General features: G+C 31.2%; 15 protein-coding genes and 1 rRNA gene. 7 read left to right on the top strand and 9 right to left on the bottom strand.

The genetic code is table 11. The features are described from left to right. From rrf to QMA06_RS15105, 4 genes are all read left to right on the top strand, one after another. Window positions 1-110 (top strand): 5S ribosomal RNA (rrf, locus tag QMA06_RS15120). Window positions 111-315: 205 nt separating this feature from the next. After that, entirely contained in the window at window positions 316-1,350 is a 1,035-nt protein-coding gene (locus QMA06_RS15115) for an o-succinylbenzoate synthase (protein WP_290207745.1), read from the top strand. After that, entirely contained in the window at window positions 1,351-2,286 is a 936-nt protein-coding gene (locus QMA06_RS15110) for a CPBP family intramembrane glutamic endopeptidase (protein ID WP_290207744.1), read from the top strand. A gap of 3 nt (window positions 2,287-2,289) precedes the next feature. Beyond that, entirely contained in the window at window positions 2,290-3,375 is a 1,086-nt protein-coding gene (locus tag QMA06_RS15105; protein WP_290207743.1) for an AMP-binding protein, read from the top strand. Window positions 3,376-3,661: 286 nt separating this feature from the next. On the opposite strand, the gene QMA06_RS15100 is transcribed toward QMA06_RS15105, so the two are convergent. Together QMA06_RS15100 and QMA06_RS15095 are read right to left on the bottom strand one after the other, a co-directional pair. Then, window positions 3,662-4,288 carry an outer membrane beta-barrel protein gene (locus tag QMA06_RS15100; protein WP_290207742.1) on the bottom strand — a complete coding sequence of 209 codons (627 nt, stop codon included), beginning with the start codon at window positions 4,286-4,288 and terminating at the stop codon, window positions 3,662-3,664. Window positions 4,289-4,588: 300 nt separating this feature from the next. Then, window positions 4,589-5,098, bottom strand: coding sequence for an outer membrane beta-barrel protein (locus QMA06_RS15095; RefSeq protein WP_290207741.1), 510 nt, complete (start codon window positions 5,096-5,098; stop codon window positions 4,589-4,591). 221 nt (window positions 5,099-5,319) lie between these two features. On the opposite strand from QMA06_RS15095, the gene xerA reads away from it, so the two are divergent. Together xerA and QMA06_RS15085 are read left to right on the top strand one after the other, a co-directional pair. Further along, entirely contained in the window at window positions 5,320-6,228 is a 909-nt protein-coding gene (gene xerA, locus QMA06_RS15090) for a site-specific tyrosine recombinase/integron integrase (protein WP_290207740.1), read from the top strand. 292 nt (window positions 6,229-6,520) lie between these two features. Then, on the top strand, window positions 6,521-7,705 hold the full coding sequence (locus tag QMA06_RS15085; protein ID WP_290207739.1) for a sensor histidine kinase: 1,185 nt from the start codon (window positions 6,521-6,523) through the stop codon (window positions 7,703-7,705). Between the two features lie 362 nt (window positions 7,706-8,067). On the opposite strand, the gene QMA06_RS15080 is transcribed toward QMA06_RS15085, so the two are convergent. From QMA06_RS15080 to QMA06_RS15070, 3 genes are all read right to left on the bottom strand, one after another. Continuing rightward, on the bottom strand, window positions 8,068-8,925 hold the full coding sequence (locus tag QMA06_RS15080; protein WP_290207738.1) for an OmpA/MotB family protein: 858 nt from the start codon (window positions 8,923-8,925) through the stop codon (window positions 8,068-8,070). 103 nt (window positions 8,926-9,028) lie between these two features. Continuing rightward, entirely contained in the window at window positions 9,029-10,021 is a 993-nt protein-coding gene (locus tag QMA06_RS15075) for a glycosyltransferase family 2 protein (RefSeq protein WP_290207737.1), read from the bottom strand. Next, window positions 10,022-10,474 (bottom strand): type I restriction enzyme HsdR N-terminal domain-containing protein, encoded by a 453-nt coding sequence (locus QMA06_RS15070; protein ID WP_290207736.1) that lies wholly within the window; start codon window positions 10,472-10,474, stop codon window positions 10,022-10,024. Window positions 10,475-10,602: 128 nt separating this feature from the next. Here QMA06_RS15070 and holA point away from each other — a divergent pair, with 128 nt between their 5' ends. Continuing rightward, the gene (gene holA / locus QMA06_RS15065; protein WP_290207735.1) at window positions 10,603-11,610 is read left to right on the top strand and encodes a DNA polymerase III subunit delta; all 1,008 of its coding nucleotides are present in this window, start codon (window positions 10,603-10,605) and stop codon (window positions 11,608-11,610) included. 39 nt (window positions 11,611-11,649) lie between these two features. Here the strand turns inward: holA and QMA06_RS15060 are convergent, their stop codons facing one another. The 4 genes from QMA06_RS15060 to QMA06_RS15045 form a co-directional block, all read right to left on the bottom strand. Continuing rightward, on the bottom strand, window positions 11,650-11,787 hold the full coding sequence (locus QMA06_RS15060) for a hypothetical protein (protein ID WP_290207734.1): 138 nt from the start codon (window positions 11,785-11,787) through the stop codon (window positions 11,650-11,652). 59 nt (window positions 11,788-11,846) lie between these two features. After that, complete coding sequence (locus tag QMA06_RS15055; RefSeq protein WP_290207733.1) at window positions 11,847-12,455, bottom strand: tRNA (guanine-N1)-methyltransferase; 609 nt, start codon at window positions 12,453-12,455, stop codon at window positions 11,847-11,849. 587 nt (window positions 12,456-13,042) lie between these two features. Beyond that, window positions 13,043-14,491 carry a glyceraldehyde-3-phosphate dehydrogenase gene (locus QMA06_RS15050; protein WP_290207732.1) on the bottom strand — a complete coding sequence of 483 codons (1,449 nt, stop codon included), beginning with the start codon at window positions 14,489-14,491 and terminating at the stop codon, window positions 13,043-13,045. Window positions 14,492-14,629: 138 nt separating this feature from the next. After that, entirely contained in the window at window positions 14,630-16,039 is a 1,410-nt protein-coding gene (locus QMA06_RS15045; protein WP_290207731.1) for a trypsin-like peptidase domain-containing protein, read from the bottom strand. Window positions 16,040-16,092 lie beyond the last annotated feature (53 nt).

Below are 16,092 nucleotides of genomic sequence, written 5' to 3'. Positions count from 1 at the left end.
TAAGGTGGTTATAGCGACGGGGCTCACCTCTTACCATTCCGAACAGAGTAGTTAAGCCCGTTTGCGCCGATGGTACTGCTTTACTGTGGAAGAGTAGGTCGCCGCCTTTTTTAGAAACCCTTACTATATTTATAGTAAGGGTTTTTTTGTTTTATGAAATTTTATTTAGAATTTATTCGACACATTTTAATATTTTGTGTATACTAAACTAAAACACTAAGTTAAACACAGACTCTCTGTTGCTATAGCGACTATAAGACTTCATATTTTGTACACTTAAAAAACGGAATTAAATGATTATTTTTGGTTATACTTATGAAAGCAAATTATTATAAATATGTTCTAAAATTTAAACGACCAAGTGGAACATCAAGAGGAGTAATGTTAACAAAAGAAACTTGGTTTATAATATTAGAACATGAAGATTATATAGGGGTCGGTGAATGTGGTATTTTAAGAGGCTTATCAATTGACGACCGTGAGGATTATGAAGCTAAGCTAAATTGGGCTTGTAATAACATTCAATTTGGGTTAGAAAATCTATTACATAGTCTTATAGAATTTCCTAGCATTCAATTTGGTCTTGAAACGGCTTTTAAATCTTTAGAAAGCCGAGATAAGTTTCAACTATTTCCTTCGGATTTTACATCCAGCAACGATTCTATACCTATAAATGGGTTAGTTTGGATGGGAAGTGCTGATTTTATGCGTTCACAGATTAAAGAAAAAATTGAAGCAGGGTTTAATTGTATTAAACTTAAAATCGGAGCGATAGATTTTCAAACAGAGTTAGATATTTTAAAATCTATTAGGCAGGAATTTTCAATTTCAGATATAGAATTACGAGTCGATGCTAATGGCGCATTTTTACCTGAAAATGCTTTAAGTAAATTGAATCAATTAGCGAAATATCAAATACATTCAATTGAACAGCCTATAATGTCCAAGCAATTAAATAAGATGGCAGAATTATGTAAAAATACGCCTTTACCTATAGCTCTAGATGAAGAACTAATTGGAGTATTTTCACCATTAGAAAAACAAGAATTACTTCAAACTATAAAACCTCAATATATTATATTAAAACCCAGTTTAGTAGGTGGATTTTCTGGAAGTGAACAATGGATAAATTGTGCGGAAGATTTAAATATAAATTGGTGGATAACAAGTGCGTTAGAAAGTAATATCGGGCTAAATGCTATTGCTCAATGGACCTACATACTTCAAAATAAAATGCCACAGGGTTTAGGAACAGGTAGCTTATATACTAACAATTTTCCTTCGCCATTAACAGTAAAAAATGGTACTTTGCAATACGATTGTAATCAACCTTGGAAATTTAAATTATAAATGAATTATATACAACAAGCTTACAAAGGGCAGCTCCAACTTTGGATGTTTATTTTAACAACTATTCTTGTTGCCGGAATCTTTATTGGAAATTTTATCTATTTTTTAGTTGCTAATCCATCGGATTTGGAGATGGCTTATGATTTGATGAAACAAATACCTGCAAACCTGTCTTTAATAATGAACCTTTTGCCGTTCGCATTTTTATTAGGACTTTTATTTGTTTTAGTCAAATTTGTTCATCAAAGAAGTCTCCTCTCTTTAACTACTACTCGCTCTAAGGTAGATTTTGGTCGAGTTTTATTTTCTTTCTTAATGATTACTACTTATACGGTGGTAACATTTTTTATAATGTATTCCATTGATTCGGAAAATATTGTGTTTCAGTTTAATGCGGGGAAATTTGCTGTGCTATTTATAATTAGTATTTTGTTGTTTCCTTTTCAGATAGGATTAGAAGAATATTTATTTAGAGGTTATTTGATGCAGCACGTCGGTGTATTGGTAAAGAATAAATGGTTTCCATTAATTTTAACTTCTATATTATTTGGAATAGCCCATAGTGCAAATCCAGAAGTGGGTGCCATAGGATTTTGGCAGATGATGATTTTTTATGTGGGGACAGGTTTATTATTAGGAATAATGACTTTGATGGATGAAGGTTTAGAGTTGGCCTTAGGATTTCATTTAGGAAATAACCTTATTGCATCATTATTAGTAACTGCAGATTGGACAGCGTTACAAACGGATGCTTTATTTAAAGACACTAGTGAGCCAGAATTAGGCGCAATATCAGAAATTATTTTACCAGTATTAATCGTATATCCATTAATGTTATTAATACTTTCTAAAAAATACGGCTGGACTAATTGGAAAGATAAATTATTAGGCAAAGTCACTGAGCCAATAAATGAAGATTATAAAATTATAAAGTAAATCATGACTCCTACGTACAATAAAGTGCATAACAGATTTAAGTTCAACGGACTTCATTTTAATCATGAGGAATTAAAGGAAGTAGCTTATAGTCTTATCAAAGAAGGTGAAAAATATGAAAAGATTACCGGTGATTTTTTAATCGATTGGTTAAATAAAGAAGACTTTTTAATTGTTACTACATCTGGTTCTACGGGTTATCCAAAAAAGGTTAAATTAAAAAAACAAGCTATGGTTAATTCTGCCATTGCTACGGGTAACTTTTTTGGATTAGAACCTGGGGATAAAGCATTACATTGTTTACCAAGTCATTTTATTGCTGGTAAAATGATGTTTGTCCGTGCTTTGGTGTTAGGTTTAGAAATCGATTTTGTGGAGCCTACAGTGCAACCAGCTTTCGATTATGAGAAATCTTATGATTTCTGTGCAATGATTCCATTACAATTAAAACATACCATAAATTATATTCAGAATATTAAAACAATAATTGTTGGGGGATCTAAAGTAACTCAACCATTAATTGAAAAAATTAAAGATTGTATTCCTAAATTTTACGAGACTTATGGCATGACAGAAACTGTAACACATGTCGCTCTAAGACAATTAAAATCTAAATCAGGTGATAAAGATATGTATTTTAAAGCTCTACAAGATATTAATTTTGAGCAAGATGACAGAAATTGTTTAGTTATTAATGCACCAAAACTCGTTAAAGAAGCTTTAATTACTAATGATATTGTTGATTTAAAATCGACCACAAGTTTTAAACTCTTGGGGCGTTTTGATAATGTCGTAAATTCTGGAGGAGTTAAATTATTTCCGGAACAAATTGAAGATAAATTACAATCAGTTATAAAGCAACGTTTTATTTTAGCTGGCGAAGAGGATGCTTCATTAGGGGAAAAATTAATTTTAATTATTGAAAAACCTCAGGATTCTATGGATAGTATAAATGATAAACTCAATCAATTAAAGGATTTAACTAAGTTTGAAATACCAAAAAAGATTTATACTATAGACCAATTTGCTGAAACTGTAAATGGAAAAATACAGCGTACGAAAACAATAAAGCGTGTCTTAGAAAATTAATTAGAACTATATTATTTTAAAGTCATTATTTAAAGTCATTATTTAGAGTAATTTAGATAAAGATCCTTTAAGAATACTAAAATCAATAGTAGAAAAAATTAAAATAAGAATGACTAATAAATAGAATAAACTGAATTTGAAAGGTAAATTCTAGACGTTTTTATAAAAAATAAAATGATAATTTAAATTTGAAATTATTAGGAACTATTAATTGAATTAACAATTTGATATAAAATAAAAACCCAATGCCGAGGCATTGGGTTTTTATTTTATAAAAGTTTGTTTTCTAGAACTTAAATAAGATTCCGAAAGCAGCGTTACCTCCAAAAGGGTTAGCAACATCTCCAAAACCTAAATTAAAATCTGTTTCTGCTTCTGCTCCATCAATATCGTATTTGCTAGAAGAAAATGACAATACATTTTTTAAACCAAACGTTAATGCGATCTTTTCAGTTACGAAGTAGTTGATACCTAAATCTAAACCAGCACCAATAGTATTTAATTTTACATCATCAGAACCGCTTTTATCGTTTAAGCTAGAATAACCTGCACCGAATTCAGTATAGGTCTTAAAACGTTGACCTAAATCCAAAAAGTAGTAACGAGCAAAAGCGCCAACACCAAACCCAGAAATGTCATCAGTATCTGTGCCTGCAACTTCTTCTTTGTAGGATCTATAAGATAATTCACCTCCAATTGCTAAATCTTCATTAATAAAATAACCTAGTTTAGGATTAATATTAAAGCTGTTATCTTTAGTGTCAGTATTTTTATTATTAGTGCTGTTAAAGCCGATATTACCTTCTAAAAAGATATCACCTTCACTAAAACCAAAAGTTTTAGCTTCTTCTTGAGCATTGATAGTTGTAAATCCTAATACCGCGACTGCAGCTGTAAATAATAATTTTTTCATAATTTGAGTTTAATTTTTTAATTAATTGGTCGGCAAAAGTAGCCTTTACCTCGAAATCAAAAATTACTAATTATGTTAAAGTTTTGTGTAATTCATCGATAAATTTTGTGTTTAAGCAATGTAAATCGGTCTCTATTATTTTTATATTGTTCAATTGCAAAGTTAAATCTCAAAATCAGCTATCAAAATCAGTGACCATTTAACTATGTATAAATCTTTTTGATTTGGTTTTACTTAGTATTTATTAAGATCAAAAAAAAGAGAGGCGAATAGCCTCTCTCTTAATCATATATTTAAATGTTATAATTCAAATTCTACACCTAGAGATATGGCATCAAATGAACCTCCATCTAAACTTACTCCTTTATAAGCTAATACAATATCAATAGCTTCACTAATTCCATATTGTACTTTAGGCGCGTAATAGAATCCGCCATCATTGTAATCCGGACTAATGCCTATTGCATAACCTAAATCGACACCTACGGTAAATTCTTCAGAAAGACTGTAGCGAGCAGCCCCTGAAATAGGCAAGAAACTCGAGTCTTCAGCATCATAAGTTATAGTTGTACCAGCAAATGAATCGGAATATTCTTTTCCAAAATAATGGTGGTACCCTGCGGCCACGCCGACATTAAATTCTTCAGAAACTGCCCATAAATAGTTAGCTTCTAAATTAATTCCAAACGAAGAAAGATCCCCAGCATCACCCATTGGTAAAGCTGCACTCACACTACCGTTAAATGATTGTGCCTTAACGCTACTAAAAGCAAATACTGCCAAAGCAGCACATAAAAATAATTTTTTCATAATATATAAGTTTTAAAATTGATTACTACAAACTAAAGTCTTTTTTATGATGTTTGAAAAATTTTCCTTAAAGTTATTAACAATTTTGTACACAATAATAAAAATAAAAAATTGATAATCAGGTAAATACACTTTAAGTTATTAACAATTTTGTTTCGGATCGGCATAAGAACGCATGTGTGTTAATAGCAATAATGATGTGTTATTCCTTATTTTTAACCATGAAATGGCAACAAGCAATCACAGATTATAATCATTATCTTCAAATTGAACGTGGTTTGTCTAAAAATTCTATAGTGAATTATAGTTACGATATTAAAAAACTAATATCTTACCTAGAAACACATGATATAAAGAAGGATCCTCTTACGATAGATCATACCATTATAAAAGATTTTATTTATTCAGTGTCTAAATCTATTAACGTAAGATCACAAGCACGTTTAATATCTGGATTAAGAAATTTTTTCGATTATCTTATTTTCGAAAATTACAGAACGACCAATCCATTAGACCTAATTGAATCTCCTAGATTGGGACGCAAACTCCCAGATACTTTATCAGTAAAAGATATCGACCATTTAATTAATGCCATAGATTTAAGTTACCAATATAATGGGGTGAATCTTGGTGAACGAAATAGAGCGGTGGTTGAAACTTTATATAGTTGTGGATTACGTGTAAGCGAACTGATTGAATTGAAAATATCTGATCTGTTTTTTGAAGAGGGGTTTATTAAAGTCACTGGTAAAGGAGATAAGCAACGTTTTGTTCCGATTGGATTGTCCACACAAAACTATATAAACCATTGGTTGGCCATCAGAAATCATATTAGCGTGCAACCCCACTCTAAAGATGTTGTCTTTTTAAATTTTAAAGGTAAAAAATTGACACGCGCTATGATTTTTACCATTATTAAACAATTAGTAGAAAAGTCGGGTATAAATAAAACGGTCTCTCCGCATACATTTAGACATTCATTTGCTACACATTTATTAGAAAATGGAGCCGACCTTAGAGCTATACAAATGATGCTCGGTCATGAGAGTATTACAACGACCGAAATTTATATGCACGTGGACCGATCGCATTTAAGCGAGGTATTAAACAAGTTTCATCCTAGACAATAATTGGCAGTGATTTAACTTTCAAATTAACACCATCCAGTCAAGAAAAATAAGTAATACAATCTGCATTCTTAACTTATAGATAACAACCATCTTAACTAAATTCCTACGTTTGCATTAACTTAATGATTTATGTCTTGTAAATTGAATTTCAAAGAATTAAATTTACTACACTTTAATTCACTTACTTGCAATGCATATTTCTCTACTATAATTGGTTAAAAAAATGGAATTAAATCGAGAGGGATTTGTGACAAACACCTGAATTTAGTGTCTTATATTAAAAGTATGATCTATGAAATTCCCTAAAATTAAGCTAACTAATTCTAGTTCAACAAAATACAAAAATCAAAAGACCTTAAATCGTTTTACAGAAGATAATAAATATGAGATCGCTTTAGAAATTTCTAATGTAGGAGTATGGGATTGGCATATTGTAAAAAATAAAACATTTTATTCGGAAGAATTTAAAAACATAGTTGGTTTTTCTGATAGTGAATTAAAGGACACCGTGAAAGCTTGGCGCCTACGTGTTCATAAAGATGATTTTGAAGATTATTCTCAAGAATTGGAACGTCTTCTAAATGGTGAGCTTTCTATTTTTGAAAAAGAATATCGTATTTTTTGTCAAAACGGAAAATACAAATGGGTATTGGCCAAAGGAAAAGTAATAGAAAAAACTGTTGATAATAAACCTACACGAGTTATTGGAAGCATTATCGACATCACGCCGATGAAAAAGCGTAAGAGCCAATTAACCGAGAATCTTCAGGTTATTAATAGTGAAAACAAAAGGCTTCAAAATTTTACACATATTGTTTCTCATAATTTAAAAACTCACATTGGTAATTTTAAAAATATCCTCGAATTTTATGATGATACTAACGATAAAGGGGAAAAAGAGGACCTTATTGGCCACTTAAAGACAATATCTGAATCCTTAACAGCAACCATTGTCGATTTAGACGACATAATTAGTATAAAATCTAAAGCAAATTTAAATTTACTCAATGAGCATATTAACTTACACAGTTGTGTGAACAAAATTTCCGATAGTCTAAAATTAGACAGTTCTAAGAACGAGGTTACCATTCATAATGCGCTTAGAAAAGATGAAACTTTATTTACAAATCGACCGTATTTGGAAAGTATATTTTATAATTTAATTTCTAATGGCATAAAATATGCCGATCCAAATAAAAAATCTCAGATAATTGTGCAATCTATTCACTCTAAAGACACAATTAAAATTCTAATTTCAGATAATGGTATAGGTATAGATATGACTAAATTTAAAGACCAGGTATTTAATATGTACCAAACTTTTCATGGTACAGAACGTAAAGATTCTAGAGGAATTGGACTTTATATTACTAAAACACAAATTGAAACGTTAAACGGTACAATTGAATTAACAAGTAAAATTAACGAAGGCTCAGCATTTACACTGACGTTTAAAAAACAAAAAGTTGAAGCGTAGTGTAGAATTGTTTTAAGGAGCCTCTAGTTATTAATAGCTTAAAACGTTTTTAGTTAAATAAAAGTCATACCATATTTTTGATATATGGATTGTTTACTGAAGGCAATTTTATGTCTAGCGACTTTGGCATATATTAACTCAGGTACAACTTTAGAATATTATTCAGGCTATAAATTTGAGTCCCTAAGTCCATAGAAAACAACAGCTAATTACAATTATTAAATTAAATCCGTTGTATTCTACGATGACAATTATGCCATTATAACAAAACAATTTAATAATATCAATGCACTCACTTCAAACAAAACCAAAAAAAATCCGGCAAAACCGGATTTTTTAAATTAGTATAATTTCAAAAGGAATTAATTACCTTCTGCTAAGTTTTTCATTTCTTCTTCAACCATTTGATAGAACTGGTCTATTTTTGGCATAACCACAATTCTTGTACGTCTGTTTTTTGCTCTGTTAGAAGCCGTATCGTTATCTACTAATGGTACGTAATAGCTACGAGCTGCAGCAATTAATTGTTTTGGATTTACATCTAAGTCTTCTAATACTCTAACTACTGATGTAGCACGCTTAGCACTTAAATCCCAGTTATCAATTAATGGTGGTTTGTTATATGGTACATTATCGGTATGCGACTCAACCATGGCCTCAAAATCTGGCTTACTGTTTACAACTTTAGCCACTTTAGCCAATACATTTTTAGCTTCATTAGTTACATTATAACTACCACTCTGGAATAATAATTTATCGGCAATAGAAATAAATACCACACCTTTTTCAACGTTAATTTCAATATCTGGATCATTAATACCAACAGCCTTTTTCAAACTAGTAACAATAGCTAAAGTTACACTATCCTTCTTAGTTAAAGCATCTTGTAATCTTGTAATTTTTAAATCGCGTTCTTTTAAACTTTCTAAAGATCTCTCAAGGTTTTCAGCACCTTTTTGAGTTAGCGTTGTTAAGTTTCCTTTAGTATCAATTAAATCTTGATTGGCTTTACGTAAATCAGAAAGCTGGTCTTTCATAGTTTCAACTCTGGCATTTGCAGCCGCAGCATCAGACAAACAACTATTTAATTTAACAGTTGCGGTATTTAATAAATCTTGACTTTCTTGGTATTTTTCTTGAAGCGCAACATGTTCTTTCTTAGAAACACACGATGCTAAAAACATCAAAGAAAATGCACTTAATAACATTAATTTTTTCATAATTGAATCTTGTTTATATTGTTAATCTTAACATAGCAAAATTATGCAAAAGAATAGAGGACTAGATAACGATTAACAAAAATTTTAACAGTTTTATTTACAATTACAACGTTTTTCTATTCTTTGCAAAATAGGCCCAAACTATAGAGTTAGTTTCATAATAACCAGATCGTTTTGGTATTTCTTTTCGTTGTTTAATAAGGCGCGGCAAATTGCAATAAAATGATAAATGAGCTTTAAGAATAGCGACTAAAAAAGCGGGCCTTAATTGATATAAAAACCGAAGGGCAGCAACACCGTCTAGTACCATTCTAAATCCAATTTTAAAAATTATATTAGTATCCGTGTTCTTAATTAGTGTAAATAAACTGTTTCTAAAATTGAGATAGGTTTTCCTGGGATTGGTGTTACTCAATGTTGCACCACCAACATGGTAGACCGTTGAACTGCCCACATATTTTGTTGTGTAGTTTGAATTAAATGCACGCCAACATAAATCAATTTCTTCCATGTGAGCAAAATAGGTTTCATCAAATTCGCCCAAATTTTTAAAAACTGAATTTTTAATAAATAGACAAGCCCCAGATGCCCAAAATATAGTTTTGGTATCGTTATATTGTCCGCTGTCTTTTTCAATAGTATCGAAAATGCGTCCTCTACAAAATGGATAACCAAACTTATCTATGTATCCGCCGGCAGCACCAGCGTATTCAAAATAAGATTTGTTTTTATAGTCTAATATTTTTGGTTGAATGATCGCTGTGTTTGCATCGCTATTAAATTCAGATATTATAGGTTGAAGCCAATTTTCGGTAACTTCAATATCACTGTTTAACAAGCAGAATAGGGGCTCATCAACATGTTTAAGCGCCTCATTATAGCCCTTGGCATAGCCACTATTTTCTGAGTTTTCAATGACTTGCACCGTTGGAAATCGTTCAGTCACAAAAGCTACCGAATCGTCAGTTGAAGCATTATCTGCAACATATATTACCGCATCGTCAGAATATTTTAAAATAGACGGTATAAATTTTTCGAGAAGGGTTTTTCCATTCCAGTTTAAAATAACTACCGCAATATCTTTGGTTTTAAACATTTAGTTGGTTTTATAATCTGGAATTGCTTTTAAAAACGAATAGCGTTCATTTTTCATATCCATCTCACAATAATAATGATTTAAGCCATTAGTAACCATTAAATAGGTGGCATTTAAAGTTAAGTTATAACGTGCAATTTGATCGAAAGTGGTTTGGTCTATTTTTATATGATGCGATTTACATTCTACAATTAAATAAATACTTCCGTTAGGATTAAAAATTACAATATCATAGCGCTTCTTTAAACCATTTATAATAAGCTCTTTCTCAACGTTAATTAGTGATTTAGGATAGTTTTTAAAATTAATTAAAAAGTGAACACAATGTTGTCTGACCCATTCTTCGGGTTGAAGAATGATGAATTTTTTACGGATGACATCAAAAATAGAAACTTTATTTTCAGTACTTTTGAAACGGTATTCAAACTTTGGAAAGTTGAGTTCTTGAAACACTTTGATTGTTAATTTTAGTCAAATTTAAGGACATAGAAACAATATCCAATGCACAAATTCCACATTCCAAACTTTAGTAATTCACCGTTGGAATTTGGTGCTTTTAATTTTTGGTATTTAAAAAAAATTTGGACGACGTAAAACAATTAGTTTCAGCCATAAAAAAAGGCGACCTTAAACCTATTTATTTTTTAATGGGTGAGGAATCTTATTATATAGATAAAATTTCAGACTTTATTGAAGATCATGTGCTTGAAGAATCCGAAAAAGGGTTCAACCAAATGGTGCTTTATGGACGTGATGTTACAATTGATGATATTGTTAGCAACGCTAAACGCTACCCGATGATGGCAGAGCGCCAAGTAGTTATTGTTAAGGAAGCTCAAGACTTAAGTAGATCTATTGAAAAGTTGGCATCATACGCTGCTAATCCGCAACCTACAACAGTATTGGTTCTCAATTATAAGTACAAAAAACTAGATAGACGAAAAGCATTATATAAAGCGATTAGTAAAAATGGTGGTATCGTTTTTGAGAGTAAAAAAATGTACGAAAACCAAGTTTCTGATTGGATAAGGCGTGTTTTAAATGGTCAGAATTACAACATTTCACCCAAAGCAGCACAAATGTTGGTTGAGTTTTTAGGCACCAATCTCAGCAAAATAGACAATGAACTCAACAAGTTGAAAATTGTTTTACCGGAAGGCACACAGATAACTCCAGAACATATTGAAGAAAACATAGGTATTAGTAAAGATTATAATAATTTTGAATTACGAAAAGCTGTCGGACAACGCAATGTGGTAAAAGCACATCAAATTGCTAAGTATTTTGCAGATAACCCTAAGGATAATCCAATGGTTGTAACTGTTACATTACTATTCAATTTCTTTTCGCAAATATTGCACCTGCACGGTATGTCTGATAGAAATCCGAGAAGTGTGGCTTCTGCGCTTAAAGTAAATCCTTATTTTGTGAATGAATACATCGATGCTTCTAGAAATTACCCAATGAAAAAGGTAAGTTATGTAATTAATGTGTTACGCGAATTTGATGTTAAAAGCAAGGGTGTTGGGTCTAATGCCACACCTCAAGGTGATTTGTTAAAAGAATTATTAGTTAAGATATTAGGTTAAACAAAATTTTTGATAAAATAGTTCGTTCTTTTATCGGAACTATTTATTTTTAAAACGATCTAATAGATAACGTCCTACTCCTTTTTTATCTGACGATTGTTTGTAGAATATGCGGTAATCATTAAATAATGGTACTAAATATTCTAAATGATCAATATGTGATTTAATAATGGTCATAAAAAAATCCGCAATTAAAATTACGGATTAATTTTTATAAATTTTCAGAGAAAGTTGCTCTAAGACTTTTGCTTATTCAATTCATCTTGTAATTGACGTCTCACTTTTTGCTCTCGCTCTAAAGCGTTTCTTCTGTGTTCTTCAAATTCAGTTTCTACTTCGTCTAGTTTATGTTTTGCTTCACGAGTTGAAGAGTTACTACCTTTAAACTTGTAGATAAAGAATAATAATAAAACTAAAAGACCTGCGATGATACTCCACATTAATACTTTATAACTCGATTTGCTCGTCTGAATACCAAATAATGAAATATTATCTTTTTCGTCATTCGTTGAACTTAGTGTAGATTCTGTATTTGCGAGATTAGATTTAAGAGTTTCTATTTCACCAGCTTGCGTTTCTACAATTGCTTGTGTGTCTGCTAAATCTTTATGAACCGCTTTAAGTGAATCTAATGTATGTGCCTTTAAAGCATATAACCATGTTTTTTTAACCGTTTTATAATCTTGCCAACTATTAGACCTTCTTATTACAAATTCAAATTGATTATCTATAGTGCCACTGTTAAGAGATAATTTTTCTTCTTGTTCTCCAGAAGTTTGTGCGGTTGTGAATTGAAAACTAATTGTAACTAAAAGAATTACAATGACTTTGGTTAAGAATTTCATCTTAGAGGTAATTTTATGGATGTGTTATATTAATAGGTGCCAAGATAATAATTTTATGAGGATTTCATAGAACAATTACAAAACAAATAGCCTCTTAAAATTAGGAGGCATGTTATATACGATAGAAATTTTAATTTAGATGTTAAGTAGGCATAAACGTAAAATTTTCATAATAAAATAAGCATCTAATTAATGTTAGATATAAAGTCTAGTGCTAACTTATAACTAATACCATCATTGAAAAGACATCTCATTATTACCTACCTTAATTTTTTTTTTGGTTCTCATCATCCGGTCTGTAAACGTCAGGGATTTAAGATTTATTTAAAACTAGTTAACTCAACTCTAAAGTCTATTTAAATCCATAATGAAACTGACTATATGACTGAGTGTTTTTATTATTTCATCAATTTCTATACTATTAATAGTACCATTACCAATTTAGAATTAAGCTTAACATGTAGATTTTATATCTTGCAACGATAACAGTGCATGAAATAATATTACACTTGGAAGACTTAATGATATTTAAGCAAAAAAAATCTTGCCGTTAGACAAGATTTTTAAATTTTCCTTTTCAAAAATTTTTAGTAATAAGCATAGCGTCTTACTTTACTAATGTATTTTGCTAAACGAATCACTTGGTGACTGTAACCATATTCGTTATCATACCAAATATATAATATTACGTTCTTGCCATCTTTTCTAACAATTGTTGCTTTACTATCGTAAATAGAAGGTGCAGAACTGCCAACAATATCACTTGATACTAGTTCATCACTCATTTCATATTTTATTTGCTCTACTAAATCACCTTCAAGTGCATATTTCTTCATAATAGTATTCATGCTCTCAACTGAGGTTTCATTCTCTAATTCTAAACTCAGAATAGCTAATGAACCGTTTGGAACAGGAACTCTAATGGCATTAGAGGTTAACTTTCCTTCTAGAGAAGGTAATGCTTTGCTAACGGCTTGACCTGCACCGGTTTCAGTTATTACCATATTTAATGCAGCAGCACGCCCACGTCTGTATTTACTATGAAAATTATCTACCAAATTTTGATCATTAGTGTAAGCATGAATTGTTTCTAAATGCCCCGTTTTTATACCGAAAGAGTCTTCAACTGCCTTTAAAATAGGAGTAATAGCATTTGTTGTACAAGAGGCTGCCGAAAATATTTTAACTTGGTCAGGGTCATGTTCTTTTTGGTTAACTCCATGCACAATATTCGGAACTCCTTTGCCAGGTGCGGTTAATAATACTTTATCAACTCCTTTCGATTTTAGATGTCGGCTTAATGCTTCTTTATCTCTAAATGCTCCTGTATTATCAATAATTAAAGCATTGTTAATACCATATTTAGTGTAATCAATATCTTCTGGTGCTTTTGCAGAAATGATTTTTACCGTAGTACCATTAATTATTAAAGCAGAGTTTTTAACATCAGTGCTCACCATACCAGAAAAATCTCCATGCACGGAATCATTTCTTAACAGAGACGCACGTTTTTCTAAAACAGTTTCATTAATGTCGCCTCGAGTTACAATTGCTCTTAATCGTAATTGTGTACCTTTTCCTGTTCGCGTCATTAATTCGCGAGCTACTAAACGACCAATTCTACCAAAACCATACAGTACAACATCTTTTGGTTCAATGGTTTTATTGTTTTTGGCATTCCCTAATTTAGCAGCTACAAATGCAGTAGCGTTACCATATTTTTGATCTTCTAAATGGAACTCATAAGTAAGTTTCCCTATATCTAATTTTGCAGGAGGTAGGGTTAGTGCATTAATAGCTTGTGCAATTTCAACAGAATCGAAAATAGAAATTGGCTTTTGAACAAATTCACCGGCATATTCATGCAAGTTTAAAATTTCGCTCACGTTTCTATCGATGAGTTGATTTCTGAATAAAACAAGCTCAATAGACTTGTCATACCATAAGTCGCTAACAATTTTAATAAATTCTACGGTTGCTCTTCGACGATCGGCCTGAAACGCTAACTCTTTTTCGTAAGTGTCATTAAAACCCATATGTTGTTTAGTTTATTGGTTTAGATTTTGCGCAAAAATACTATATTTCAAACGTTTTCGTAACATATTTAAACGAAAATAAAAACCCTTCAAAGAATAATACTTTGAAGGGCTATTGATATTTTATCTGTTATAATGTTATCTGAAATTAAAAACCACTTTTTCGCCGTCTTTATTAATCAATTCAATTTGTAGTGGTTCATTATATTGTCTGGTTCTAATAGCATTTTGGGCATCCTCTACAGAATTTAATTTCTTACCATTAATTTTTGTAATAATGCTTCCTTCTTCAACTCCATTCTGGTTCCAAGACAATTTATTGGCTTTGTCGAGTTTAGAAATTTTCACCCCATATTCTGCATTAAATCGTTTTAAATCTCTATCTGACGCATTCTTTATTAAACCAATTGTTGGTAAGCTGTAGCTCGTTGATTTAAGCAAGGTTACAGGTAACACTTCTTCTTCTCCATCTCGCAATAAGGTCACTTTAACAGTATCATCTGGACTTTTGGTTTTTAAATAACCTGTTAAATCCGAAAATTTATTGATATTAACATTATCAATTTTCTTTATAATATCACCCGATTTAATTCCTGCTTTTTCAGCACCAGTATCTTCTTGTACTTCACTAACAAAAAATCCTTCTGTGGTATCTGTGCCTAATTCTTCAGCAGCCTTACTATTTAAAGCTCCGCCTACAACTCCAAGAATACCGTTCTGTACATTACCATATTCCATAATGTCATTCACAATTTTTCGAGCAATATTACTTGGCACTGCAAAAGAATAACCAATATAAGAACCGGTTTGAGAAGAAATTGCGGTGTTAATTCCAATTAAATCACCATTGGTATTAACTAAAGCGCCTCCAGAATTTCCAGGATTCACGGCTGCATCTGTTTGAATAAATGATTGTAAATGTTGCCCGGTTAAATCTCTCGATTTTGCACTAATAATTCCTGCGGTAACTGTAGAATTGAGATTAAATGGATTTCCAACGGCTAAAACCCATTCACCGATTTTTGCATTATCCGAATCGCCAAAAGCCATGAAAGGTAATTCGTCATCGGTTTCAATTTTAAGTAATGCAATATCTGTAGTTTCATCCGTGCCAATTAGTTCTGCACTATATACTTTGTTATCATTTAAAGTTATACTGATTTCGTTGGCATTTTTAATAACATGATTATTGGTTACAATATAACCCGTAGGTGAAATTATAACTCCACTGCCTGTACCTACTTGCGCACGTTGCGAACTACGACCGTAAAATAAATCGCGCATGGACATTGGTGCATTAACAGTAGCCGTATTTTTTACATGAACAACAGCATCTAATGATCGTTCTGCCGCTTCTACAAAATTAGGTGCCATGGCAGCATTAGTGTTTAGAGTATTATGAGTGGATGCCGGTACAAAAACCGGAAAATCAGAAGACTGCTCAACAACTAGCGGACTTGATTCATTTTCAATTAAAAGTTTGTAGCCTCCTAAGGTTAATATACCACCTAAGACGGAGACAAATACTAAAGTTATTATCTTCTTCATGCTTTTAGTTTTAAGTATTATTAATTCATGTTTAACTAACGATTAAAATTAGA

Source organism: Winogradskyella bathintestinalis (assembly GCF_030407435.1).
Classification (GTDB): domain Bacteria; phylum Bacteroidota; class Bacteroidia; order Flavobacteriales; family Flavobacteriaceae; genus Winogradskyella; species Winogradskyella bathintestinalis.
Note: the sequence above shows the minus strand (reverse complement) of the source record. Positions and strands in the feature narration are given on the sequence as shown.